This window comes from Vreelandella sp. 162(4c) (assembly GCF_058152265.1).
Map to the genome: position 1 here is coordinate 3,480,543 of NZ_CM176981.1, position 21,756 is coordinate 3,502,298.

The following is a 21,756-nucleotide window of genomic DNA, read 5'->3' on the forward strand; positions in this document are numbered from 1 at the left end:
CTTATCAGCGATTTTTATTTGTTAGGGTGAACTCCTGCACCAGCGCGTTAAGCTCAGCCGACATATGGATCATGTCCTGGCTAATATCGGTAATACTGCGCACTGAGTGTGCGTTGCGAGAACTGGCCGTATCGATATCGCGTAGGGCCATCACCACCTGGCTGCTGGCGGTTTTTTGCTGCTGTGTGGAGAGCGATATCTGCTGGGCCGCGCTGCTGGTTTGACTCGCTGCCTTGAGCAGCGCCTCCAGATCCTGGGCGGTACTCATGCTTGCCTCAACGCCCTGCTCGATTGAGGAGGCACCTTTTTCAGAGGCCACCACCAAGCGATTAATCGCCGTCTGAATATCATCGGTATGCGCTTCAATCTCTTGGGTTGAGTCGGTCACGCTGTCAGCCAAGCGGCGTATCTCACTGGCGACAACCGAAAAGCGGCGGCCCGATTCCCCTGCGCTTGAAGCTTCCAAGGCGGCATTAAAAGCGATCAGCTTGGTCTGAGCGGCCAGGGTGTTGATCAGCTCCATAACCTTGTTGATCTGTTTGGATTTCGCCCCCAGCGTCATGATCTCTGTCAGGCTCTGTTCGCTGTCGCTACGGATATCCTGCATTTTTGACTGTAGCAGCTGCATGGCCGAACTGCCTTTCCGGCTGCGCTCCAGCGTCTGATTGGCAACGTCGACCACCGACTGAGAGTGATCGGCAATTTGGGTTGATGAGGTAGAGAGTTCTTCCATGGTGGAAGTTATTTCCGCTACCGAAGAGGCCATTTCCTCGACCGCTGCGGCCATGGTTTGGCTTGCTTCATGATCGATATCGCTACCGTGCACACCGGAAAGCCCGGCGGTTTTCGCCAGCCGGTCAGCGACTTGCGTTAGTGCCTGAGCGTTTTTGGCCACTGCCGCAATAGCGCGGGAGAGGCGCTCAAGGAGCTCGTTGGTTTGGTTGGCTAAGTCGCCAAGTTCGGCTTTGTCATCGGTGCTGACCCGCCGCGAAAGATCCAGGCTGTAGGTGATGTCTTTCAACTGGCGCTGGAAATCAATCAGCGGGCGGATGAGACTGCCAGTCAGCGGGTAGAGTACCAGCAGCCCAACGAGCAGAATGAGCAGCCCTATACCGCTGGACTCCAGGAAGCGCTCGTGGGTGGACGCCAGGTACGTCTTTTTATCGACTTCCACCATTAGGTAGCGCTGCAGCTCGGGGAGCCAGATCGTGCTGACCAACACTTCTTGACCGTCACGGGTCGCTTCATGCACCTGTAGCTGCTCGTTTTGCAGCAAACGCTGCGACGCTTGCTCTGGTAAGGCCTCGGTGGCTGTTGCGACAGTAGGAGCTGATTCATCACTACGATTGGCTTCGCCGCTGCGAACAAGCAGCTCACCCTCGGCGCTGAGCAGCGAAGCGTGTCCGCTACCGCCTAAGCGAAAGTCATCAATCAAACTGGCCATTTGGGAGAGATCAAGCCCCGCACCGGCCACGACCAGCGGTCGACCGTTGGCGGCATTTACCGTGCTGCGATAATTGACGTACACAAAGGCATCGTCGGGTGAGAAGGTGTCGCTATCTAAATTTAGCTCGTAAGCGTTGTCGCTGTCAGTAAAGTGGTAGTACCAGTCATCTTCGCTGCCGGGGGGCTGGATAATGCGCTGCAGAAATTCACCGTTGCGCAGCTGGAAATAGTAGCCCCGACCCTGGTGTTGAGCGGCGATAAACAGCAGCTCGGTGTCTAACTGCTCCATAAGACGCGCTAGATACGCCGCAATGTCGTTTTGTCGCTCTTCCGGTAGGCCTTCGCGAACCCACTGCTCAATAAAGTAGCTATTGGCCAAGCTTTCGGAAATGGCAAGATCCTGGCTAAGGCTGAGGTTTATATGCGCTGCCAGCCCTTTGACCTGTGCCGGTAGCTCTTGATTAAGCAGGTTATCCAGCCGCGCTTGGCTGTGTGAACGCGCTTGAAGATAGAGCGCCAAAAGCATCGCGAATGCTAAGACTGTCCCAAAAGAGAGAAATAGACGAAGCCGTAAAGGTAGGGATTTCCAGCGCGCCATCATGTTCGCCGTTGCTCCAAAGTAGACGGTGGCCCTAACGACGCTGCTCAATAGCGCTCAGGGTTAGAAGTAGAGTGATACTTACCACTCTACTTAGGGTAGTGGCAACGATTTCAGCTTTTTTGTGAGGACTGGCTAGCCTGTAATAAGTGTATTTTGGTACTTGCGCTTACACGATCGCGTGGGGCACAAAGCAGGAGGAGTCTTTGGTGATGCGACCAACGTCTTCACGAATGCCCATGCCGCAGGCGCGGTCGCCCACTACCCAACTGCCAATTAAGGCGTGGTTATTACCAAAGCGCGGCATCGGGTGGTAAGCCTGCCGAATCCATGGGCTGTCGGTATAGGGGCCGTCCACGGCCTCCCGCTGGCCAGTTGGAGTGATTAGCTCCACATTGCTGCCTTCCCGGGAGAAGAACGGTTTACGCACCCAGCCCGCAGGCAGTGGTGGGCTATTGGCATCCTCAAAAAACGCCGGTAGTAGATTGGGGTGGCCTTTAAAGTGCTCCCATAAAAGGGGCAGAATCCCCTTGTTGGAGAGAATGGCTTTCCAGGGCGGCTCAAACCAGTGGGTGTTTAGCTGTGGGATATATTCGCCAAACGCATCGTCGGCCATCTCTTCCCAGGGGTAGAGTTTGAACAGGGCGTGGATAGGCTGGTCATCAAGGTCAACAAAGTGCTCTGCCCCGGTTTGTAGGCCAATATCCTCGGTGTAGATAAAAGGCGCCTTGAGCCCCGCCTGCACCGCCACATCCTGCAGGTAGTGCACGGTGGCGCGCTCTTCAGCATTATCTTTGATGCAGGAGAAATAGAGTGTACGCGCTTCAATGCGATCGCCAAGGTGCGCCATGGCATTGATCAGGCGCTCTTGAATAGAGTTGTACTGATCCGCATGGCGCGGCAGGATGCCTTGCTGGATGGCTTGCTCAAGCCACACCCACTGAAAAAAGCCCGCTTCGTAGAGCGAGGTAGGGGTGTCGTAGTTGAGCTCCAGCAGTTTCGCCGGGCCATCGCCTGAATAGGCAAAATCCATTCGTCCGTAGAGGTGCGGCTGACCCGACTTCCAGGAATTATGGATGCTGTCCCACATGTGTTCAGGCAACGCCAGACGCTGCATAAGCGCATTGGAGTGGCAAACCTTGTCCACCAGCTCCATGCACATTTCATGCACTTCCTCGGTAGGCGCTTCGATATCTCGCTCTACCTGCTCTAGGCTGAACTGGTAGTAGGCGTCCTCTTTCCAGTAAGGCTCCCCGTCGATGGTATGAAAATGAAAGCCCAGCTCGTGAGCCAGGGCTTTCCAGTTGCTTCGTTCAGGGATATCGATTCGCAGCATAGTAATATTTGCCTGGGGGTTATGAGCCCCAGCCGCCGCGGGCAGAAGAGCGTGAGCCAAAGCCTCGGCGCTGAGACGCGGCTTGGCGGTTCTGAGCCACTGAGCTACGCATGGCATCGTTACGCTGAGTGACGCGCTGAGTCGCCTGGCTAGAGGCCGTGTTCCAGTTGCCCTGGTTCTGGCGATTGCGGTACACCGGCTCCTGATACACCCGCTCGAAGGAGCGTCCACGATTGGTGTTGGACATCATGCTGCCGACCATATAACCCATCATGGCAGGCATGAACCAGCTGCCGCCGGTGCTACCCGTAGCCGCTTGAGACTGCTCTTCGGTCGGCGCGGTACAAGCGCCTTCACCATTCTCCGCTTCGCACTCCTCCAGGGTGCTATAGCGCGGCACCTCTTTTAATGAGGCTTCGTAAGCATCTTCGCAGGCGCTACGGGTATAGACATTCTCCGCAACGCAATCTTCAACGCTTTGAAAGCTGCGCGGCTGGTCGAACTCTATATCGGTGATTTGCTCTTCCTGGGGCGGTTGGCCACAGGCGGTAAGACCAAAGGCGCTGGCGCCCATCATTGCCAGTGACAAGCGCCCGCTGCGCTTGCGGCGCGGCAAATGAGGGGTACTATCGTGTTTTGACATGCAGGCTCTCCTTTACCACGTCGTTACCAAGTCATCGAAGCGGCGTTGAGTAAGCCGACTGCCACGGCCACGCTGGCCATTAAAATGCCGTAGGCCTGGTGGCCTTCGGTAATGTGCTGAGACAGGCTTTCGCCCTGCTTGCGCAGAAACAACTTAACGCCAAAGAAGGTGGCCAGCTGAACGATAAAGGCGACAATGCCCCAGAGCACAAAATCGATGAAGCTAATGGAGTTTGCCATCGCGCTGTACAGCGGAATGGTGAAGCCTAAAATGGAGCCGCCATAGGCAGAAGCAGCGGCCGCATTACCTTCGCGAATCAGCGTCCACTCGTGGTGCGGGGTAATCCGGCTGTAGCAGTACATAAAGGCGGCGAGCAGGATAATCGCCGTGACTAGATAGGCGATAAATGATGGCAGGCCGTAGAGGTAATTCACCATGGTGGTTGCTTCCTTTTCAGTAGCTTAAAAATAGACTTGCGGGTCAAACAGCGTCGATATCGACGGAGGCCACATCTACCCCCACGTTGTGCACCGCCATAAAGCTGCCTTCGCCATCGCTTTCTGCGCTCAGCAGTAAGTACTCCATACGCTCAGCACCTTCGATGGTACGCTCATAGAGCATGGCATGGTGGGTCACATGGCGCGCCGACACGCTCTCGGTGGTCATTACCTGCTCTTCGAAAACCACCGGCGGCGACCACAGGCTGTCACCATTCCCCCACACTCGCTGATAGGTGCAACTGCGCGCCTCCTCAGTGGTTGAGGTGAGCGCGATGGTTTGGGCGCCGATGCTGTCGGGCTGTTTATCTTCACCGTTTATCAAATTATCAAATTCGGCATCCGAGAGATGGGCAACACGGTAAAAGTCGAACAGCTTATATTCAAGCACCTGACCGTTCTCAATATTGGCCTGCAGCCAGGTGTCGTTATCCAGATAGAAGCGCACCAAGTGCGCTCCTTGACCAAGATCGACGTGCCCCACGGCAGCTATATGATGGTAGGCATCGTCGTTCCAGCGAAACAGTGCATCGGGGTGGGCGCGCAGGCCGATCAGCTTAATATTGACGCGCCCATCCAGGCGTAGGCCCTCAAGGTCTTCCTGGCTGATACTCATAGGCAGGCCAGCGGCCACCGGGCGGCCTTCGTTAGGCTCGGGTGGCTTCTCCGTAGTAGCGCGAAAAAGTGCCTTGAGGGTGTTAAACATGGCCTGGCTCCCTAATAAATTTAAACGCTGATTTGCTCTTAACGCTTATTCCTGTGCGGCGTTTTTCTTCGCTTTCAGGCGCGCTAACACGTCGTCTGCTTTGCGATTCTGGCCACCCACCCCGGCTGCTTTCAGGCGTGCTTCAAGCGAGCTGCCGCTCTCTTCTGCGGCCATGTCGTCAGCGGCTTGCATTTGCGCTGAATTAAGCTGCTGGCGCTCTTTGATGCGCTCCAGTGACTCCATGGCGCTGCTCATGGCGCTGTTCTGGCCTGAGTGGCGAGCCGCAACGGCAGATTGGGCTTTTTGTGCTGACTCAGTCGCCTTAACGACGCTCACCTGCTGCTTGAGTTGGCGAAGCTGATTGTCGGTGCCGCGAATCGCGCCGCGTAGTTTTTCGATGCTGGCGTCGTACTCGCTGACAATAGCGCGCTCCGCTTCCAGGTCATCCTGCAGCGTCACCATGCGTTCAGCCACTTCCACGGCTAGCGCTTCTTCACCTTTATCCAGCGCGGCCTCAGCGCTTTTTTCCAGTTCGGCGATTTTGCTTTCCAGGGCGTCAGCTTTATTGCTGTTTAGCTGGCGCTGGCCCATCAGGCGGGTGAGTTCGGTTTTAGATTGGCTCAGGTGATTTTCCGAGTCGCGGATTTCCTGGTCTAAAATGCGCAGTGCTTGGGAATCCACCACGGCTTGACCGGTTTCATTCGCTTTGCCACGCAGGGCAGTCATAATTTTGCTTAACATATAAGTGTCTCTTCTTTAAGAATATCTTTAAATAAAGCGCCACTGTTTCAGTGTGCATGTCAGTGGCGATGACCGATTAACTCTGTTTTCGATAACCCCTGTTAGGCTTAGGCAAAGTGCGTTTGAATCAGTTCGGCGACGTCCATGGCCGCGCTGGCCGTGGCGTGTAGCTCGGCACAAATCGATTCAAGCTTTGAGTCGCCAAACAGCTGTCCGTAAGCCACATAAAAGTCGTGACCGTCGATTTCGACAATGCCCACGGAAGCCAGCGGTAACGAAATGCCCTGGCGCAACAGCACTTCGTTGAGCTCAGCGGTATTGTTGACGCTATCAACGGCCACAATGGGCGCCATGGCGACCCACTCATTTTCGCTGCGCGAGAGGGTAATCGGCAAGTTGCCGTAGTCGTTAAGCTCCCAGATCAGGGTCTGATTCGTCTCATCCAGGCTGATCGTGCCCTCGGGCCACTCAAGGGGGGCCTCTGTAGCGTTGTTGGATGCTGGCTGGCGGACTAATTTATATAGCTCGCTGGCGGTGATGCCGTTGGTAACGGTAGGCGTAGTCAAGGCGATCTGCTCCATCGTTCGTTAAGTGACCTTACCTTAACATTTAGTAGAGCAAATGGTTCCTTTTCGCAAAAAAACGCCCCGCCTCTTTCCCTTATCGTGTCAGGTGAAAGAGTTGGGGCAAACATTTAGGGGTGGGTAACGCTTAGGAATGGCGACTAAGGCGTTTGGTAGGTGTCGTTGAACCGTTTGCGCAGTTCATTTTTCTGTACTTTGCCCATGGTATTGCGCGGCAATTCATCGACAAAGAAGACCCGCTTGGGCTGCTTATACTTAGCTAGCCGACCATCTAAATGGGTGATTACTTTCTCCTCTTCAAGCTGGTTTTCTCCAAGATCAGCGCCTTGCTGGCGAACCACCACTGCGGTAACGCCTTCGCCAAAGTCAGGGTGCGGTAGACCGATCACTGCGGATTCGGCGACTTGATCAAGCTCGTCGATCACCTGTTCCACCTCTTTGGGGTAAACGTTGTAGCCGCCGGAAATCACCAGATCCTTGTCACGGCCAACAATATGCACATAGCCCTGCTCGTCGACCATGGCGAGATCGCCGGTAATGAAAAAGCCGTCGTCTAACAGCTCTTCGCGGGTCTTTTCGGGCATTCGCCAGTAGCCGATAAAGACATTCGGGCCGCGAATCTGCAGCATGCCAATCTCACCAAACGGCACCTCCGCGCCAGTTTCTCGGTTGGTAATGCGCATCTCCACACCGGGTAGCGGCATGCCCACAGTGCCTGCTCGGCGGGCACCGTCATAGGGGTTGGAGAGGTTCATATTGGTTTCAGTCATGCCGTAGCGCTCAAGAATCGCATGCCCCGTTTGGGCTTCAAATGCCTCGTGGGTCTCGGCGGTGAGCGGAGCGGAGCCGGAAACGAACAGCCGCATGTTGGCGGTAGCTTCTGGGGTCAGTCGTTCGTCCTGAACCAAGCGCGTATAGAAGGTAGGAACGCCCATCATCACAGTGCCACGGGGCAACTCTTCAAAAATGACATCGGCATCGAACTTAGGCAGGAAGAGCATGCTGGCGCCCGCCATCAAAGTGACGTTGCAGGCGACGAATAAGCCGTGGGTGTGGAAGATCGGCAGCGCATGAATCAGCCGGTCATCAGCGCTGAAGTGCCACGCTTTGGCCAGGGTCTTGGCGTTAGAGGCGAGGTTTTTGTGCGTTAGCATGGCGCCTTTGGAGCGCCCAGTGGTGCCTGAGGTATAGAGAATCGCGGCCAGGTCGCGTTCGCCAAGTGCCACGATGTCTTCTCTTGGTACTGCCGCTTGGGCGGTTTCCATCAGGCTACCATCGGCGGCGCTGCCCAGGGTGACCACCGCCGGACAGCCGGTTTCAGCAGCAAGCGACAGTGCTTGCTCTTCTATCTTGGGGCGACAAACGAACAGCGCGGGCTCGGCGTCATTTAAAAAGTAGCGAATCTCATCGCCGGTATAGCCCGTATTGAGGGGCAAATAGACGCCGCCGATGCGCAGGCAGGCCAGGTAAAGCAGTATCGCCTCAGGACTTTTATCCACCTGCACGGCAACGCGGTCGCCTTGCTTAACGCCTAGCTCGGTTAGTGCGCCGGCAAGCTGCGCACTGATGGTCAGCGCATCGGCGTAGCGATAGCGGCGGCCATCGCGGGTAGTAATAAAATCGGCCTCTGCGCGCTCGCGCATTTTGGCAGCAAAGGTTTCAAATAGGTTGTGGCTCATTTGGTGGTCTCTCCTTTGGCCAGCTTGCGAGCGCGTTTGGCGAGGTCGCGCACCTCATTCGAGCAAGCAACGGTCGCCTTGGCGGTATAGTTTTCGTGATTGCGCTCGATATCGTCCAACACATACAGATAGTTAACCATCAGTCCAGCGGCTTGTTTAAAGCCCTTCTCGGAGATATCGCCCAACCAATTAATACGGTGGAGTTCAGCGCCGTTGCCGAGGTGAAAGCGGGCCACCGGGTTGAGCGGCAGGCCGTGGCGGTTCTTCTCTTCGACCAAGTAACGGGCGGCCAGTGGGCGAATCGCGGCTTTAAGCTGCTCTTCAAGCGCTTTGTCCTGATGCCATCCTGGGGTTTCAAGCCCTTTGAGTGATTTACGCAGCGACGAGGGAAGCTGCTCATCCTCACGCTGCTCCTGCAGCCACTGGGCGAAGCCAGGTACCGGCGAGAGGGTGACGAAGTATTTAAGCTGCGGCAGCTCCTGGGAGAGCTCTTGCACCACCTGCTTGATCAAAAAATTACCGAAGGAGATGCCGCGCAGGCCGGTCTGGCAGTTGCTGATACCAAAGAACGCCGCAGTATCGGCATCCTCGGGCTCATCGATGGCTTTTTTAGTATGACGACTCTCTACGGAACCCTCTCCAGAACTTTCCCCCGACAAGATGGGCTGTATACGGCTTGGCAAGCCCTTGTGGAGGGCCACTTCCACAAAGATCAGCGGCTCGTCGCCAATGGCGGGGTGGAAGAAGGCGAAACAGCGGCGATCGCGGGCATCCAGGCGCCGGCGCAGATCATCCCAATCCTGTATTTCGTGTACCGCTTCGTAGCGGATGATCTTCTCTAGAATCGAAGCGGGAGTGTTCCAGTCAATGCGTTTGAGCATCAAAAAGCCGCGGTTGAACCAGGAGCCGAACAGATGGGCGAAATCGTCGTCGATGGGCGCTAATTCCGGTTGTTCGCGTAGTAGCCCCAGCAGGTCTTCACGCATTTTAACCAGCTCATAGGTGCCGTCGCTGGCCAGGTTTAAACGCCGAAAAAGCTCTTGGCGCCGGGGCTCGCAGGCTTCAAACAGGCGCTGTAGCGATTGGTTGTCGCGCACCTCTTGATACGCCAGATAGGCCGCGTCAATGGGGCCGGGCTCGGCCGCAAAGTCAGCCGTTAAGCGGGCAAAAAAGCTGCTTTTTTCAGCTGCCGAAAGGCGCTGATAAATCGCCAAAGCACGGCTTGCCAGAGCGATGCTGGAGGCTTCGCCATCGCTTTCCAACAGCTTGTGGCAGGCGTTAACCAACTGCCCATGGTCGGGCGTTAAAGTCTCGGGATGGCGGCGCCGCAACAGTGCATCGCGCTGAGTGATGTTGTTGAACAGCTCCTGCAAAAACAGCATGTTCATGGTCGAACTCCTTAACCCATGATCAAGTTAGGTAGCCAAAGCGCGATGCCTGGGAATAGACACAGCAGCAAGATACCCAGCACCATACATAGCGCGTAGGGCAAGCTTCCCATCAGAATGTCGCGCAGCGAAATATCCGGTGCGATACCTTTAATAATGAACAAATTGAGACCCACTGGCGGTGTGATCAGACCGATCTCCAGGTTGATGGTCAAAATCACCGCAAACCAGTAGGGGTCGAAATTAGCCGCCAGGATGATAGGTAACAGAATGGGCGCGGTCATCACGATCACGGCCACGGGGGGCAGGAAGAAACCGGCCACCAGCAGGAAGAGGTTAATCACCCCCATCAGCGCCCAGCGGTTGATCTCCAGATCAGCAATCGCGGCGGCGACGGTTTGGGTGATAAACATTGAGGAGAGCGCATAGGCGAACACTTCGGCGGTGGCGATCACCAGCATGATCATCACGCTTTCGCGCAGCGAGTCGCGCATAATCAGTTTTATCGGGCCCAACTGCCACATGCGGTAGATCAAAATAGCCAGCGCCAAACAGAGGAATGCACCCACACCCGCCGCCTCTGACGGTGTTGCCACCCCGCCGTACAAGGCAAACAGGATACCCGCGACCACGCCCAGGAAAGGCAGAACACGCACTAGCGCTTTCAGGTTGGTATCAACATTCTGCTTAACGTTCTGCTTTAGCCGTTCGACGGACTCCGCCATCGGGTTGTTATAGCCACCGGCCATCTTGCAGGCGATCATCGTCCAGATCATAAACAGGCCTGCAAGCATAAAGCCTGGCACCACCCCGGCAATAAACAGTCGACCAATAGAGGTTTCGGTGGAGATGCCGTAGATAATCATGGTGACCGACGGCGGAATCAGGATGCCCAGGGTGCCACCCGCGGCAATACAGCCCGCCGCCACGCCATCCGGGTAGCCGCGCATGCGCATTTCGGGAATGCCCATTTTACCAATTGCCGCACAGGTGGCTGGTGACGATCCCGAGAGCGCAGCAAAGATAGAGCAGGCGCCGATATTGGAAACCGCCAAGCCGCCGGGCAGCTTGCCCATCCATAGATCCAGCGAGCGATACAGATCGCGCCCGGTGGGGGAGGAGGCCACCGCGGCGCCCATCAGAATAAACATCGGAATGGCGACAAAACCAAACTCGGCGATGCGGTCAAAAAAGGTTTCCCCGAAGTAGGTGAGCTCAGCAAGACCACGGTCGTAGATCAGCGCCAGCATTGATACACCGCCCAGGGCGAAAGCGATAGGGGTGCCAATGGCCATCAGCGCAATCAGCGCGATGGCGACAATAATGCCTAAGGTAATGGGATCCATGCTTAGCTCTCCCCACGCAGAATTTCAGCTACATATTGCAGCGACAGCAGGGTGGCGCCGACGGCCATGGGCAGCAGGGCGGGCCACAGCGGTGGATTCCAGACGGAACCCGTCGTCCACTCACCGTGAAGTGCCTCAAAAACATAAACCCAGCTGGCATACGCCAGGGCGGCACAAAAACCTAATCCAAACAGGGAAGCGATCAAACGCATGATGGTGCGGGTAATACCGCCCAGCGCATCGGGAACAATAGTGATAGCCACGTGCCCTCCGGTCATCAGCACATAAGGGCTCCCCATCAACATCGCAGCCGTTACTGAGAAGATGGTGAATTCGGTCTGCCAACTGGTGCTCATTCCAAGCAAGTAGCGAATAAATACCATCTGGCAAATCACTAATACGCCAGCGATAAACATGGCGCAGGCTAAATAGGCGGAAAGCCGCGAAAGCTTGTCCATGACGCGAATGTAGCCGCCGATGATGCCCCCGCGCGCCAGGGCATTGTGAGTCGTTGCAGGTGCCATATTTCCCTCGTCAAGCTGGTTATTTCGCCAAGCTAAGCAAGCATCAGTTGAAAACGGCCACCCCGAAGGGCAGCCGAGCCGTTAGGCGTTTATGGGTTGCTTACTCGACGGCCAGCGCTGCATCGATAATGGCCTGGCCATTGGGAACATTGTCGGCAAAGTTTTTGTAGGAGGTTTCCTTGGCGATATCGAGCCAGGCGTTGTAGTCGTCTTCGCTCATGCTGACCACCTCAACGCCGTTCTCCTCGTAAAGATCGACCATTTCCTGATCAATGGCGGCGGCCTCTTCAGCAAAGAAGGCTTCGGCGGCTTCACCGGCTTCTATCAGCGCTGCTTGCTGTTCCTCGTTAAGCTCTTGCCATACCTGCTCAGAAATAAGAATGGGTTCGTACATGTACCAGAGCGCGAAGTCGCCCGGCTCGGTCAAGCATTCAACCTGTTCATAAAGCCGGAAAGAGATAAACGACATCGACGAGGTATTGGCGGCATCCAGCACACCTGTTTGCATGGCGGTATACACCTCGGAAGAGGGCATGGAGGCAATGGAGGCGCCAGCGGCCTCAAGCATTTGTTCAAATGCAGGTCCGGCAGCACGGAAATTTTGGCCCTCGACGGTATCCGGGGAGGTAACGCACTGTTCGCTAGATGCAAAGCCACCGGATAACCAGGCATCTGCAAGTACTCGAGCGCCACCTTCGCGAATGACTTCTTTAATCATGTCCATATATTCAGAGTCATTCAGGCGTTGAGCATGGGCCTGATTACGCACTAAGCCCGGCATCAGCGTAGCCGAAAACTCTGGATGCCGACCACTAGCGTAGTCCAGCGGTAGAGAGGTGATATCGAGGCGACCACGAGCGATAGCGCCCCACTGTTCACGCGCTTTGAACAGCGATTGGCCCGGATAAACTTCTATGGTCAGCCCTACATCCGCATCGGCTACTTTGCGGGCCATCATTTGCACCATTTCGTCGCGAACATCTCCCTGCCCCCCGGGGAATTGATGCGACGCGCGTAGCACGGTATCGGCAGAGGCGTGGGAAGCGGCAATGGCGAGGCCGAGGGCGGCAGCAGTTGAGATCAAATAGCGTTGCATGAGGCGTCTCCAACAGTTGTTGTTGTGTATTTGGATGGGCTGTATGTATCTATCAGTCGAGCTGATATATATATCAATAGGCGCTATGTATGCTAATGTCAACTGTATGACAGCATTAAAACGGCTAAGACGAGCCGCGATCCAAGGAGGTAAAAGATGACCGGCACCAAGCGATCCAATGCTCAGCGATTAAGAGATTCTCTTGAGGATGACATCATCAATGGCCGCCGTTTACCGGGAGAGCGCCTGGATCCAGAAGCCTTGGGTCGTGAGTTTGAGGTCTCGCGTACCCCAGTGCGTGAAGCCTTTCAGCAACTGGTTGCCAGTGGCTTGGTGACCGTTTCGCCTAAGAAGGGCACCTTCGTTGCGAAAGTGGGCATTGATCAACTCATCGAGATGTTCGAAGTGATGGCGGAGCTTGAGGGCATGTGTGGACGCTTGGCTGCACGGCGAATTACCGAACCAGAGCTGGCGGCATTAAAAGAAGCCCACCAGCGCTGCGAAGCGGCGGCGTTGGCCGGTGATAGCGACGAGTATTACTACGAAAATGAAGGCTTTCACAACTGTATCTACACCGCTAGCCACAACACTTTTTTGGCCAGCGAAGCGCGCCAACTTAAACAACGTTTAAAGCCTTATCGGCGCCTGCAGCTTCAGGTGCGCCAGCGGGTAAATAACTCCCTCAGCGAGCACCAAACCATTGTGGAAGCCATTGAACAGGGCGACCCCGTGGCGGCCCAGCAAGCACTGAGCGACCATGTATTGATTCAAGGCGAGCGCTTTAGCGATTTCGTTTCCAGTGTACGCAGGATGGAGGCACCGTTAGAGAGAACAGGCTGATTTATCTTATAGCTTATTGATTGGTATGCCTGTATCGGTTGGGTCGCGGTTGTCTTCACAGAACATAGTTTTTCACAAAGGTTTTTTGAGAAAAGCTATTCAGAAAAACAGGGCGGCAAACGATATTTCCAACTGGGCAAGATTGATTGGTAGGCTTGACCAAGTTGCAATAGCGCTAGCTCGGCTCGATGGGGTGCGATTACCTGAATGCCCATCGGTAGGTCGTTATCATTAAAGCCCGCAGGTACGTTTAATACAGGGCAGCCTGAGAGAGAGCCAGGTATGACAATTTGCATCCACCGGTGATAGGTATCCATTGGTTTGCCTGCAATTTCGCTTGGCCACTGGGTTGTCACAGGAAAGGGGAAGCACTGCGCGCTGGGCAGCATGACATAGTCGTAATGCAAGAACAGTTTATTTAGCTCTGTATACCACTGGCTGCGCGTCACATTGGCTTTATGGACATCCAGTGCAGACAAGGCAAGCCCTTGTTCTATTTCCCACTGCGCTTCTGGTTTCAATAAACGCCGCTTTTCAGGGGCTTGATAAGTGTCTACCAAGTTACCGGAAATAGCCCATTGCCGCAGTGTCAGCCAGCTTTCCCAAAGTGATTCCATCGACATCGGCATATCAGGTTGCTCAATGGTGCAGCCAATCTGTTCAAACTGTTTAACTGCGTTTTCGCATAGCTCAAGTACGCCGGGTTCGAGGGGCAATTCTCCCTGCCAATCGCCAAGCCATGCAATGCGTTTACCATGCTGGCAAGCGTTCAAAGAGCCAGAAAGGTTGGTTAAGGAGTCGGTTATAGAGAGTGGAACACGTGGGTCGTGACCAGATTGCGTGACCAGTAGACCTCGAAGGTCTTCGATATTTCTGGCCATAGGGCCTTCGGTGCTCAACTGATGCCCAAAAAGATCGGGTGCTGATACTGAAGGAATGCGCCCAAATGTAGGTCTAAGACCGTATAAATTTTGATAAGCAGCCGGGTTACGTAAAGAGCCCATCATATCGCTACCGTCGGCGACCGGTAGCATGCGAAGTGCCAGGGCTACCGCGGCTCCGCCGCTTGAGCCACCGGCTGTTAGATGTGGGTGATAGGCATTGCGCGTCGCACCGAAAACAGTGTTGAAGGTTTGGGAGCCCAAGCCGAATTCAGGGGTATTGGTTTTTCCTATGATAATGGCGCCATCGCGCTTAATCCGTGACACCATAATCGTATCAGTGTCAGGTATTTGGTTGGCCATAAGGGGAGAGCCAAGCGTCGTCCTTATACCTGCTGTAGAAGATAAATCCTTGATGGCTTGAGGAATCCCGTGTAACCAACCACGAGATTGCCCTTTAGCAAGTTCCCTATCTAATTGCGTGGCTTCAGCAAGCAAATCATCAGTGTCGCGCAATGAGACAATCGCGTTAACAATAGGATTGAGTAGTGAAATATGGGCGAGATAATCCGCGATTACCTCTTTGCAACTAATATCACGTGAGTGAATCGCATTCGATAGTTCTATCGCATTCATCCCAACGGTAGGAGGCATGCTATAGGCCTTGGGCCAAGGAAGAGGTTCGGGTAGTGAAAGCGGGGAAGGTGAAAGTATATTCATCGGTGAGAAATATCCATTTTTTGCTAAGTTATATACTTCATAAGCTATAATGGATATTTAAGGGGCTGGCAAGCTGTAAGCTGTCATGGTGGCCCCGTTAGATAAACCAGGCTGATGAATACTCTTCGGATAGCGTATCTAGCGAAATGTCCATATCGGTGGGGTAATGGTCCTTGCCGACATAGGGTGCAGCGCTGACACTCTCTCTAATGCTTCGATTCCCCGTTAGCGGAGAGAGACTGTGACTCGCCATGTTGCTCTATTTGCCTACCCCGACTGCCAACTACTGGATGTCAGCGGCCCCTGGCAGGTGTTTGCCAGCGCCAATGCGCTAAGCCCCCAGCCGTTGTATCAGTTGACCCTGGTCGCCGATGCCGTTGGCCCGGTTGTCACCAACGGCGGCCTAGCCGTGCACGCTACGCACACCTACCATCAACTTACCCCTTTACTGCCCCTGGATACGCTGTTGGTAGCGGGTGGCAGTGGTGTCATCCAGCAGAGTGAAATAGCCGCCGTGAAACAGGCGCTTTGTGAGATCGCCCCAGAGGTACGACGACTTGGGTCCATCTGCTCTGGAGCATTTTTGTTAGCCGCTGCAGGGCTATTGGATGGCTGCCGCGTTACCACCCACTGGCGCCATGCCCAGCAATTAGCCGAGGAGTACCCCGCGCTTAGCGTCGAGCCCGATGCGTTGTATGTCGAAAGCAACGCTCGCTATACCAGCGCAGGCGTAACGGCAGGGATTGATTTGGCGCTTTCGCTGGTAGAAGCAGATCACGGTGCTGATCTAGCTGGTCGAGTGGCCCGTGAGCTAGTGGTGTTTTTGCAGCGCCCTGGTGGGCAGTCGCAGTTCAGCGAGATACTGCGACACCAACAAGAGGCGGGGCCGCTGCGCCGCTTGCTGGATCAGCTCCACGCCGACCCCAGCGTAGATCACGGGCTTGAGAGCATGGCCGACCTGATGGCGGTCTCCCCGCGCCATTTAACCCGGTTATTTAGGCGCTACTTAAATACCACCCCCGGCGCTTACCTGACCCAACTACGTCTTGAACAAGCGCGCTTGGCGCTGCTTAACGGGCGCGAAAACGTATCCCTCGAGCGCCTGGCGCAACGCTGGCGGCTGGGCGGCGCAGAACAACTGCGCCGCCAGTTTCAGCGTTACTACGGCGTATCACCCTCGGTATATCGCCAGCGCTTTGCGTCTTCCCATACAGATGATTCTATTCAGGAGAGCGTTTCATGCCTTTAACCGTCACCCTATTGTCGCTCTGCCAGGCGCTACTGGTTACCGGTAATGTCTTACTGATTGCCGTTTCGCCGCTGATTGGGGCGTCTTTGGCGCCAAGTGCGTCCTGGTCGACCGCGCCGGTCGCCACCCAGTGGCTGGGGCTGATGTGTGCCACCATTCCCGCCTCGTTAATTATGGCCAGGCTGGGCCGAAAGCGCGGCTTTATACTGGGCAATCTTTTGGGATTGGTGGGCGCACTGGTTGCCGTGCAGGCGCTGATTGGCGAGCGTTTTGGGCTATTCTTGCTGTCGACCTGGCTAATCGGAATCGGCATTGGCTTTGGCCAGCTCTATCGCTTTGCCGCGGTGGAAGCCGCCCCCGCGCCGATGCGTGACCGGGCGATTGGTTTGGTGATGGGTGGCGGTGTGTTAGCCGCGTTTGCCGGGCCATGGCTGGCCAGGGTGAGCCGTGAGCTGGGTGAGGTGCCGTTTCTGGGCAGCTTTGTAGGCTTGGCAGCGCTCTACGCACTGGCGTTAGTGGTGCTGATGCTGACGCAACTACCGCCTGCTTCCCGCACCCACGGCGAAGGCAATGCACTGCCGCTGGGTAAGATACTCCGCCAGCCTGGATTTATTGTGGCGGTGAGCGCGGCGATGGTCGGATACGGCGTGATGAATCTGGCCATGACCGCCACGCCGCTCGCCATGGCGGGGGCTGGACACCACTTTAACCATGTTTCAATGACCATTCAGTGGCACGTGGTAGCGATGTTTTTACCCTCATTCTTTACTGGCCATTTGGCCACCCGCTTCGGCGCCAAGCAAGTCATTGTGGCAGGCTGTCTGCTGCTGGTGGCAAGTGCTTTGGTCGCTCAGTTGGGTATCAGTTTAGCCGGTTTCAACGTGGCGCTGATTTTGCTGGGCTTGGGCTGGAATTTTACCTTTTTGCCCGCCACCGGGCTGCTCACTGAGAGCTACCGCCCGGTGGATAAAGCGCGCACCCAGGCCGCCAACGAGTTTTTAGTCTTTGGCACCGCCGCTATCACTGCGTTGCTCGCTGGGCCCTTGGTCAGTGGATTGGGCTGGGCGACACTTAACCTAGTGTTGATCCCTATCTCGCTGGTGCCCTTGGCGGTGCTGGTTTGGCAGCACCGAACCAAGCTGGCAAACGCTTAAAAATCCCCCGGCGCGCACTGCAGGCAAGTAAGCCCGAGCGCGCGCCACTGGGCGACCACGGCATCACGATCATCCAGCACCAGCCAAGGCGCAAAGCCGTCGCTGCGCATGCGCTCCAGTAACGCCTCTTTTACCGCTTCATCATCCACATGGTCATCGCCCTCAGGGCGTAGATACATGGCATCAAAGGGGATGGTGTGGCGCTCTAGCCAGCGCTGGGTATGCGCACGATGGCTATCCGGGCGGCCGCTGCAGATAACGATCTGCTGGCCTTGGGCCTTCAGGATTTTAACCAGCTTGGCCACCGCTTCGATCACCGGCGCTTCGGCCATATGGGCAAAGAAGGGCTCCCACTGTTTTTGACTGCCCAGCACCCAGTCGCTGACCTGGTGGGGGTGAAACTCGGCTAAGGTGCCGTCGACATCGACAATGACTGCGGTCATACAAAACTCCCTAAACTGGAAAGGGTGACTAAACGTGAATGAGCAGATAAACGCTGGGCGGTGCAGAGGCGCTCGCCTAGTAGTCCATGCCAGGCATTCAATTCGTTATTGGCAAGCTGGGTAAATAGCGGCACCACTTGAGTAGCGCCCAACTGATCGGCGAGCGCCACCAGGTGCGACGCACGTAGGTGAACATTCCAGCGCTGCCAGCTGATTTGGCCTGCCGCTAGCTCGGCGCGGCGGTCAGGGGTCAGATAACCTGTGTGAAGTAGGTGGTGGTCGGGCCACTGTTCCGGCGTATCACTGCGATCGCACATCAACTGAAGGGTTGGCGGGCAAGCGTTTTGCCGCGCTAACAGCGAGCGAATCGAGGGGTCGAGCCCAGGCCGACGCAGTGTGGCAGGCAGTGCCAAGAGCGCGGCCAGGTTGTCGCGAATCACCGGGTCGATGGCGAGCGTTAACTGCCGCCGGTCAGCCTCTTCCGCCAGCCAGAGTGCCATCTCCAGGGCGCGGCCGGTTTCCGGTACCGGAAACGCCAGCGGCTGATCAAGGCGCTCACTAATAGCCTGAACACAGTACGCTTGGGGCTGGTCGTAGCTGCCGTAGGAGGCATCCAGTAGTGCAATATCCGCTTTCGGCGGGGTATCAAAAGGAAACAGTCGCGACTCAAAACAGGCGTCGCCGCTATAGTAAACACCGCCCCCTACCGCTAAATGTAGCCACACACCGCCTAGCGAGTGCCCCGCTTGGCCGGTGGTAACGGTGATGCCTTCCATCTCTAGCGTGCCGCGTTCGGGCAAGGGGCGCCATAGCCGGTTTTTGGGCAACGATTTAGCGACTAACGGGGTGCAATAAAGCGGCACGTTCTCCGCTAGCTCGGCCACGCCGCCGATATGGTCGATATGGTCATGGCTGATCAGTACGGCATCCACATCCAGGTTGTTCGCCCAAGTAATGGTGTCATCCGGGTGGAGTGCACCGCCTGCATCCAGCAGTAGGCGTTTTCCCTGGGCTTCTACCACTATCGCGGCAGGCCCTTTGGCGCCTAAACCACTGAGAATCTCGATAGTGACACTCATTGGTCGGGCTCCAGGCACCAGCCCTGCTGAAGGTCGACGGCAACCTGGCTACCCAGGTCAGGCGCGGTGTGGTGGTAGGCCAGCAGTGTTTCCCCACTGGGCAGGCGCAGTGTGAGCTCATAGCGCTCGCCGCGGAAAATCACGTTTTCCACCTGTGCGGCAAGCTGGTTATGAGTGGGAGTTGCGGAGGAAGCGGTTGCTGCGCTGATCTGAATATGTTCCGGGCGCACCAGCACGCTTTGGGTTCGTTCGGACTCGATGGCGTTCAGCCCGCGCATCAGGGCAGCGCCCTCAAGGAGCTTCCCTGGGTGACCTGCGGCGACCTTTAATTGGCTGCCCTGGCCGATAAAGCCCGCTACCCAGGCGGTTCTCGGCTGCCTGTAAAGGGTTTCAGGGGCGCCCCACTGAACCAGCTTGCCCGCTTTCATCACGGCGATTTTGTCCGCCAGCGCCATGGCTTCGGTTTGGTCGTGGGTGACATAGACCAGCGTGGCGCCAGTGCGCTGGTGAAAATCGCGGAAGCTGTGCTCCATGGTGGCGCGCAGGTGCCGATCAAGGTTGGCCAATGGCTCATCCAGCAGTACCACCGAAGGGTCGCTGACCAGGCAGCGCGCGAGAGCGACGCGTTGGCGCTGGCCTCCACTGAGGGCCTGGGGCATGCGGTCGGCGTAGGCATCAAGCTCCACCAGGGCCAGGGCCTGCTGCACCTTTTGGTGATACGCCGCCCCGCGCAGGCCGCGCAGCTTGACCGGGTAGCCGACGTTGTCCGCCACGCTCATATGCGGCCATAGCGCATAGGATTGGAACACCATGGCCATATTGCGCTGTTCAGGCGGCACATGGGTATCGGCGCTGGCCAGGGTGCGATTGGCTAATTGAATCGTACCGTCGTTGATCGTTTCAAAGCCTGCCAGCATGCGTAGCATGGTGGTTTTGCCACAGCCGCTGGGGCCGAGCAGGGCGACAAACTCGCCTGGATTGATCGTCAGCGACAGCGCATCAACGGCCGTCTGCTCGCCAAAGCGCTTGGTGACACGGTCGATCGTTAGCCCTGCTGTGCTTACCGCTGATGTGTTCAGCTCTGCCATGGAATGACTCCTTTAGGTAAACGCGGCGCCAGTAAACTGAGTGTCAGCATCAGCGAGGCGACCATGATTACCACCAGCACTGACACCGCAGAGGCCAGCACGCTTTCGCCGCCTTCGTCGAGGTTGAAAATCAGCACGCCGAGGGTTTCGTTACCGGCGCTCCATAGCAGGGCTGACACGGTCAGTTCGTTGACCGCCAGCAGAAACACCAGCAGGCCGCCTGCGAACAGCGCGGGCGCGACCAGGGGTAAAATAATGCTGCCCAGGCGCCGCCAGGGGCCTGCACCCGCGAGCTGTGCCGCCTCTTCAAGGGAAGGATCCAGCTGCGCCAAGCTGGCGGCGACGGGCTTGACGCAGACCACCAGAAAGCGCGCCAGGTAAGCGATAAAAATCAGCCCCAAGGTGCCGTAGAGCGCCACATTGATAATCGGCAGCGGGCGAACAAATAGCAGGATGCAGGCAATGGCCAATACCACGCCGGGAAGCGCATAGGGAATCTCAATGGCACTGAGTACCATACCCCGCCAACGCTCCGGCAGGCGCTGTAGCCGGTAAGCCAATGGCAGACTGAGCAGCATCAGCACCACAGCCGCGCTGCCCGCCAGCCACAGACTGTTGTTCACCGCTCGCCATGTGGCGCCTTGGCGACCCACCACTTCGGCGTAAGCGTTCAGGGTGGCGGTCTCGGCGTTTAATGGCACGCCCATGGCGGGTACCAGCGAGCTGATGATCAGGGCAAGCAGCGGCGCGACCAGAATAATCAGTAAGATCCCGACGAGCGTGGCGGTCACCAGCGAGCGCCAGCTTCCCAGGGTGAAATCATGGGAGCGCCCACTATGGCCGCCCAGCCCGAAGCGGCTGCGATTCATCAATTGCTGCTGCAACGCCACCCCGGCCAGTGCCAGTAAACCAATCAGCAAGGAGAGCGCAGCCATTTCTGCCAACACCCCGGTGCCAAAGTTGGCCATACGCTGGTAGATCAGCGTGGGAAGCACGTAATAGCCTGCGGGAATACCCAGCATGGCGGGGATGCCGAAGTTGCCGAGACTTGAGATAAACGCCATCGCGCCCCCGGCGATCAAGCCGCTACGGGTCACGGGTAGAATAATATGACCCCACACTTGGGTTTGTTTGGCGCCGCTAATGCGAGCGGCTTCAATAAGCTCCCGGGGCAGCGAAAGCAGGCTGGTGCGCAGGGCCAGAAATACCAGCGGAGCGCTCTGAATGCCTAGCAGTAAAGCGATCCCTTCAGCTGAGTAGAGCGGCTGCGGGCTGCCCAGTGGGGGCGCCAAGCCTATGCTTTTCAGTAGCGGGCTGGCCGGACCAAAGAGCTGCAGCCAGCTCAAGGCGGTAACCTGGGGCGGAATCATCATTGGCAGCATAAAGCAGAACACCAGCCACGATTTTCCGCGCACATTGGTGAGCGTGATGGCAAAGGAGAACAGGCTACCCAGGATCAGGGCGATCAGCATGCCGAGCCCCGATGTATACAGGCTATGCCAGAGTGCTCGCCAAGTGCTGGCACTGCTGAGCACCTGCCACAGCGGTGACTGGCGGCCCTGAGCAAGATCGCTCAACGCCTCCATCAGCAGACGCAGGCTGGGTGCCAGGCTCAGCAGTACAATGGCGATCAGCAGGCTTGAAAGCAGCCAGCGGTGCTGGCTGCCGTACTTGTTGTCGCTGCCGTACTTATTGTCATAGTTGAGAGCGGACGTCAT

20 protein-coding genes are annotated in these 21,756 nt (G+C 56.5%); 3 read left to right on the forward strand and 17 right to left on the reverse strand.

The genetic code is table 11. From position 1 onward, the window contains the following. Positions 1–4: 4 nt before the first annotated feature. From AC4EYZ_RS15970 to dctP, 12 genes are all read right to left on the reverse strand, one after another. The gene (locus AC4EYZ_RS15970) at positions 5–2,047 is read right to left on the reverse strand and encodes a methyl-accepting chemotaxis protein (RefSeq protein ID WP_474192236.1); all 2,043 of its coding nucleotides are present in this window, start codon (positions 2,045–2,047) and stop codon (positions 5–7) included. 166 nt (positions 2,048–2,213) lie between these two features. Further along, the gene (locus AC4EYZ_RS15975) at positions 2,214–3,380 is read right to left on the reverse strand and encodes a glutathionylspermidine synthase family protein (RefSeq protein ID WP_027957009.1); all 1,167 of its coding nucleotides are present in this window, start codon (positions 3,378–3,380) and stop codon (positions 2,214–2,216) included. A gap of 19 nt (positions 3,381–3,399) precedes the next feature. Further along, entirely contained in the window at positions 3,400–4,023 is a 624-nt protein-coding gene (locus tag AC4EYZ_RS15980; RefSeq protein WP_027957008.1) for a DUF1190 domain-containing protein, read from the reverse strand. A gap of 23 nt (positions 4,024–4,046) precedes the next feature. Then, complete coding sequence (locus AC4EYZ_RS15985) at positions 4,047–4,460, reverse strand: DUF350 domain-containing protein (protein ID WP_022521852.1); 414 nt, start codon at positions 4,458–4,460, stop codon at positions 4,047–4,049. A gap of 43 nt (positions 4,461–4,503) precedes the next feature. Continuing rightward, positions 4,504–5,226, reverse strand: coding sequence for a DUF2491 family protein (locus AC4EYZ_RS15990; protein WP_490203878.1), 723 nt, complete (start codon positions 5,224–5,226; stop codon positions 4,504–4,506). A gap of 45 nt (positions 5,227–5,271) precedes the next feature. Next, the gene (locus tag AC4EYZ_RS15995; protein ID WP_490203879.1) at positions 5,272–5,967 is read right to left on the reverse strand and encodes a PspA/IM30 family protein; all 696 of its coding nucleotides are present in this window, start codon (positions 5,965–5,967) and stop codon (positions 5,272–5,274) included. Positions 5,968–6,074: 107 nt separating this feature from the next. After that, on the reverse strand, positions 6,075–6,533 hold the full coding sequence (locus AC4EYZ_RS16000; RefSeq protein ID WP_230803468.1) for a DUF2170 family protein: 459 nt from the start codon (positions 6,531–6,533) through the stop codon (positions 6,075–6,077). Positions 6,534–6,691: 158 nt separating this feature from the next. Next, a complete protein-coding gene (locus tag AC4EYZ_RS16005; protein WP_490203880.1) occupies positions 6,692–8,230 on the reverse strand; it encodes a malonate--CoA ligase in 1,539 nt (512 codons plus the stop codon). Further along, complete coding sequence (locus AC4EYZ_RS16010; protein WP_233974384.1) at positions 8,227–9,618, reverse strand: malonyl-CoA decarboxylase; 1,392 nt, start codon at positions 9,616–9,618, stop codon at positions 8,227–8,229. The genes AC4EYZ_RS16005 and AC4EYZ_RS16010 overlap by 4 nt, the downstream gene beginning before the upstream one ends. An 11-nt stretch (positions 9,619–9,629) precedes the next feature. Continuing rightward, the gene (locus AC4EYZ_RS16015) at positions 9,630–10,964 is read right to left on the reverse strand and encodes a TRAP transporter large permease (RefSeq protein WP_474192978.1); all 1,335 of its coding nucleotides are present in this window, start codon (positions 10,962–10,964) and stop codon (positions 9,630–9,632) included. 2 nt (positions 10,965–10,966) lie between these two features. Next, a complete protein-coding gene (locus tag AC4EYZ_RS16020; RefSeq protein ID WP_027957005.1) occupies positions 10,967–11,488 on the reverse strand; it encodes a TRAP transporter small permease subunit in 522 nt (173 codons plus the stop codon). Between the two features lie 100 nt (positions 11,489–11,588). Beyond that, a complete protein-coding gene (dctP, locus tag AC4EYZ_RS16025) occupies positions 11,589–12,584 on the reverse strand; it encodes a TRAP transporter substrate-binding protein DctP (protein WP_009285859.1) in 996 nt (331 codons plus the stop codon). A gap of 156 nt (positions 12,585–12,740) precedes the next feature. Between dctP and AC4EYZ_RS16030 the strand changes: the two genes are divergently transcribed. Next, complete coding sequence (locus AC4EYZ_RS16030; protein WP_490203881.1) at positions 12,741–13,424, forward strand: GntR family transcriptional regulator; 684 nt, start codon at positions 12,741–12,743, stop codon at positions 13,422–13,424. Between the two features lie 95 nt (positions 13,425–13,519). Here AC4EYZ_RS16030 and AC4EYZ_RS16035 read toward each other — a convergent pair whose 3' ends face one another. Beyond that, entirely contained in the window at positions 13,520–14,959 is a 1,440-nt protein-coding gene (locus tag AC4EYZ_RS16035; protein ID WP_141440612.1) for an amidase, read from the reverse strand. A 307-nt stretch (positions 14,960–15,266) separates the two neighbouring features. Between AC4EYZ_RS16035 and AC4EYZ_RS16040 the strand changes: the two genes are divergently transcribed. Together AC4EYZ_RS16040 and AC4EYZ_RS16045 are read left to right on the forward strand one after the other, a co-directional pair. Then, a complete protein-coding gene (locus AC4EYZ_RS16040; protein ID WP_443604499.1) occupies positions 15,267–16,274 on the forward strand; it encodes a GlxA family transcriptional regulator in 1,008 nt (335 codons plus the stop codon). Continuing rightward, positions 16,265–17,428: an MFS transporter gene (locus AC4EYZ_RS16045; RefSeq protein WP_443604497.1), complete on the forward strand. Its 1,164-nt coding sequence runs from the start codon at positions 16,265–16,267 to the stop codon at positions 17,426–17,428. Before AC4EYZ_RS16040 ends, AC4EYZ_RS16045 begins: the two co-directional genes overlap by 10 nt. Here AC4EYZ_RS16045 and AC4EYZ_RS16050 read toward each other — a convergent pair. Genes AC4EYZ_RS16050 through AC4EYZ_RS16065 form a run of 4 tightly spaced genes read right to left on the reverse strand, consistent with a single transcriptional unit; the run spans position 17,425 to position 21,756 of the window. Continuing rightward, on the reverse strand, positions 17,425–17,871 hold the full coding sequence (locus AC4EYZ_RS16050; RefSeq protein ID WP_443604495.1) for a phosphatase domain-containing protein: 447 nt from the start codon (positions 17,869–17,871) through the stop codon (positions 17,425–17,427). The two genes, AC4EYZ_RS16045 and AC4EYZ_RS16050, sit on opposite strands and share 4 nt — an antisense overlap. Continuing rightward, on the reverse strand, positions 17,868–18,950 hold the full coding sequence (locus tag AC4EYZ_RS16055; protein WP_443604493.1) for an MBL fold metallo-hydrolase: 1,083 nt from the start codon (positions 18,948–18,950) through the stop codon (positions 17,868–17,870). The genes AC4EYZ_RS16050 and AC4EYZ_RS16055 overlap by 4 nt, the downstream gene beginning before the upstream one ends. Beyond that, entirely contained in the window at positions 18,947–20,038 is a 1,092-nt protein-coding gene (locus AC4EYZ_RS16060) for an ABC transporter ATP-binding protein (RefSeq protein ID WP_443604491.1), read from the reverse strand. Before AC4EYZ_RS16060 ends, AC4EYZ_RS16055 begins: the two co-directional genes overlap by 4 nt. Next, the gene (locus AC4EYZ_RS16065) at positions 20,026–21,756 is read right to left on the reverse strand and encodes an ABC transporter permease (protein ID WP_443604489.1); all 1,731 of its coding nucleotides are present in this window, start codon (positions 21,754–21,756) and stop codon (positions 20,026–20,028) included. Before AC4EYZ_RS16065 ends, AC4EYZ_RS16060 begins: the two co-directional genes overlap by 13 nt.

Coding starts and splice junctions, on each gene's coding strand:
- AC4EYZ_RS15970 (WP_474192236.1), bottom strand. CDS start 2,047: ATGATGGCGCGCTGGAAATCCCTACCTTTACGGCTTCGTCTATTTCTC.
- AC4EYZ_RS15975 (WP_027957009.1), bottom strand. CDS start 3,380: ATGCTGCGAATCGATATCCCTGAACGAAGCAACTGGAAAGCCCTGGCT.
- AC4EYZ_RS15980 (WP_027957008.1), bottom strand. CDS start 4,023: ATGTCAAAACACGATAGTACCCCTCATTTGCCGCGCCGCAAGCGCAGC.
- AC4EYZ_RS15985 (WP_022521852.1), bottom strand. CDS start 4,460: ATGGTGAATTACCTCTACGGCCTGCCATCATTTATCGCCTATCTAGTC.
- AC4EYZ_RS15990 (WP_490203878.1), bottom strand. CDS start 5,226: ATGTTTAACACCCTCAAGGCACTTTTTCGCGCTACTACGGAGAAGCCA.
- AC4EYZ_RS15995 (WP_490203879.1), bottom strand. CDS start 5,967: ATGTTAAGCAAAATTATGACTGCCCTGCGTGGCAAAGCGAATGAAACC.
- AC4EYZ_RS16005 (WP_490203880.1), bottom strand. CDS start 8,230: ATGAGCCACAACCTATTTGAAACCTTTGCTGCCAAAATGCGCGAGCGC.
- AC4EYZ_RS16010 (WP_233974384.1), bottom strand. CDS start 9,618: ATGAACATGCTGTTTTTGCAGGAGCTGTTCAACAACATCACTCAGCGC.
- AC4EYZ_RS16015 (WP_474192978.1), bottom strand. CDS start 10,964: ATGGATCCCATTACCTTAGGCATTATTGTCGCCATCGCGCTGATTGCG.
- AC4EYZ_RS16020 (WP_027957005.1), bottom strand. CDS start 11,488: ATGGCACCTGCAACGACTCACAATGCCCTGGCGCGCGGGGGCATCATC.
- dctP (WP_009285859.1), bottom strand. CDS start 12,584: ATGCAACGCTATTTGATCTCAACTGCTGCCGCCCTCGGCCTCGCCATT.
- AC4EYZ_RS16030 (WP_490203881.1), top strand. CDS start 12,741: ATGACCGGCACCAAGCGATCCAATGCTCAGCGATTAAGAGATTCTCTT.
- AC4EYZ_RS16035 (WP_141440612.1), bottom strand. CDS start 14,959: ATGCCTCCTACCGTTGGGATGAATGCGATAGAACTATCGAATGCGATT.
- AC4EYZ_RS16045 (WP_443604497.1), top strand. CDS start 16,265: ATGCCTTTAACCGTCACCCTATTGTCGCTCTGCCAGGCGCTACTGGTT.
- AC4EYZ_RS16050 (WP_443604495.1), bottom strand. CDS start 17,871: ATGACCGCAGTCATTGTCGATGTCGACGGCACCTTAGCCGAGTTTCAC.
- AC4EYZ_RS16055 (WP_443604493.1), bottom strand. CDS start 18,950: ATGAGTGTCACTATCGAGATTCTCAGTGGTTTAGGCGCCAAAGGGCCT.
- AC4EYZ_RS16060 (WP_443604491.1), bottom strand. CDS start 20,038: ATGGCAGAGCTGAACACATCAGCGGTAAGCACAGCAGGGCTAACGATC.
- AC4EYZ_RS16065 (WP_443604489.1), bottom strand. CDS start 21,756: ATGACGTCCGCTCTCAACTATGACAATAAGTACGGCAGCGACAACAAG.